Here is a 2,379-nt window from a genome sequence, read left to right as displayed (position 1 = left end):
AACTCTTGTCAATGGAAAATTGAAATCTTCTCGATTTCTTTTTTCCTGCCGAAGGCGGATTTGCCCGCCGTTCAGATGACTTTATTATTATACTAGCGGCACATAGGGGTGTCAAGAGACGATTCATCGCTTTTTAGAATTCTGTAAAAGTTGCTTATGCCGCATTTACAAACACAGCGCCGCGTTGTTGACTATCTTTCCAAATATTTGTCGTATTCCGCATCTTCGCGCATCTTCACGTCGACATAGGAGCAGCTGGCGACGACCTTCAAATCGTTGGCCTTGACATACTCCATAAAACGCTCCAGAAGCTTTTTAGCTATGCCCTGCCCTTGCAGCTCCGGCCGCACCACGGTGTGATACGCCTCGACGGTGTGTTCGTCGATCTCGCGGTAGTCCAGATGTGCAGTGGGGCGATCCGCCTCCCCAACATAGAATCTATTTTTGGTTTGCTTGATTTCCATACTATTCTCCTAAGCTGTGGTTGTTTACAAAGGTGTTCGCTTCTTATACCCCATTCTTTGCATAAAAAAAACACCCCTTCGAATCCTCGGCGAACCGTAGTTCGTTCGCAAATTCGAAAAGGATGTCTTTATTCTTCGGTTTCGGCTTCCCGCGCCTCTTTCACCGCATCGCCTGTATCTGTGGTGGCTTTTTCCTTCTTGGCTTCTATTTCTCGGAAATAGCTGCCCTTTCCGCCATAAAACCGCTTCACCTGTTCTTGCGCGGTATCTTGATCGACGATGTAGTACTCGACTTCTCCGATCCTTTTGTTTTCTCCGACGAGGGTGTCGGTTTGGATGTCTTCGCCGCCCATCCCCAAGCTGAACTGCGCCAGATACGCCAGTTGGCCGTAGTTCAAATTGGTTTCGACATTCTCGAGGGTGATGTCGATCAACTCCGGAACTTTTAGGAGCATGGCGGGATGCTTTAGCTTGTCAAAAAGCTGCATCATGAATTTTTGCTGGACTTGAATGCGATCTATGTCCTGATTCTCGTAGATCTTCCGAATACGAAGATACCGAACCGCATCGTCTCCGTTCAGCTTCTGTTTGCCCTTCTTAAAATCGATCTTCAGATTGGGTACCACGTAGGTATCCTCGTACGTATAGTCGAAGGGAATATCGACTTCGATTCCGCCCACGGCGTCTACGAGTCGCTTTACGGCTTCATAGTCTACGGTGGCATAGTAGTCGATCCGCACGTCTAAGAACTCCTCGACCGTCTTTTCAGCCAATGCTTCGCCGCCATAGGCGTAGGCGTGCCCCAATTTGGTCTTTCCCTCGTGTCCCTCAATGTTTACATAGGTGTCTCGGGGTAGGGACAAGAGCTGCGCCCGCTTGGTAACCGGGTCGATGGTCACCAGCATGATCACGTCGCTTCGGGTCGGATTCTTTTCTGCGCTCATATCCGTCGTCGCCGTCTTGTCGATGCCGAACAAGAGGATATGCAGGGGATCGTCGCCGTTAAAGGGATTGGTGGTATCCATGGCGTCGATCTTTTCTTTGGCCTGCGCCACATCCTCTTTGCTGACTTTGCCGCTTTGTGAAAATCCGCCCTGGATCCTGTATCCCAACGCCAGCCCGCCGGCCAGTACGAGAATCGCCAGGGTGACTACGGCAATTTTAATATATTTCATTCTTCCACCTCTTTTTTTGTCTCGTTTTATCTTATCGGATCGGTGGATTCTTCGCAATACGCTTCGACGAATCTTATACTTCAATCGGGGTTGCAGCACGATATTTTTCAGGGTCTTTACGCGGACTTTATATGGCCTTTTCGCAGTAAGGGTTTTACGATCGCACGACCGTTCCTATTGTCATCTTGAGCAAGGGACGAAGCCCCGCGTCGAAAGATCTCTCTCCCTACACGGGGTACACAACGAGGCCGATGACGGACCGCGCGACGTACCTTCTCTTTTTGGGGATAAGACACACAATAGGTACCATACAAACAGGCGTCCCGCAATAGCTAACTGGAGATCCGTTCGACTCCGCCTTCGGCGTCGCTCAGGATGACAGGAATGGGGGTGCAATAGCCTACGGAGCGGCCCGATTCCGCTCAGGATGACAAATGTTTTCCACGTCACATCCCATTGTCATCTTGAGCAAGGGGCGAAGCCCCGCGTCGAAAGATCTCTTTCCCTACAAGAGGTACGCAACGAGGCCGATGACGGACCGCGCGACGTACCTTCTCTTTTTTGGGGATAAGACACACAATAGGTACCATACAAACAGGCGTCCCGCAATAGCTAACTGGAGATCCGTTCGACTTCGCTGCGCTCTTAATTGGTACAATGTTTTGGACAAACTTTTCCAACTTTTAGTGACGTTCATTCCATTCTTCCATCGGCGTCTTGTATCCAATTGAGGAGTGGGG

The 2,379-nt window shown here is 50.0% G+C and carries 2 protein-coding genes; both read right to left on the bottom strand.

The window, feature by feature from the left end; all coding sequences use genetic code 11:
• Positions 1–191 precede the first annotated feature (191 nt).
• A complete protein-coding gene (locus tag QO008_RS08015) occupies positions 192–464 on the bottom strand; it encodes a GNAT family N-acetyltransferase (protein WP_307385590.1) in 273 nt (90 codons plus the stop codon).
• 128 nt (positions 465–592) lie between these two features.
• The gene (locus QO008_RS08010; RefSeq protein WP_307385588.1) at positions 593–1,639 is read right to left on the bottom strand and encodes an LCP family protein; all 1,047 of its coding nucleotides are present in this window, start codon (positions 1,637–1,639) and stop codon (positions 593–595) included.
• Positions 1,640–2,379: the final 740 nt, after the last annotated feature.

Source organism: Aedoeadaptatus ivorii (assembly GCF_030815095.1).
Lineage (GTDB): Bacteria > Bacillota > Clostridia > Tissierellales > Peptoniphilaceae > Aedoeadaptatus > Aedoeadaptatus ivorii.
Note: the sequence above shows the minus strand (reverse complement) of the source record. Positions and strands in the feature narration are given on the sequence as shown.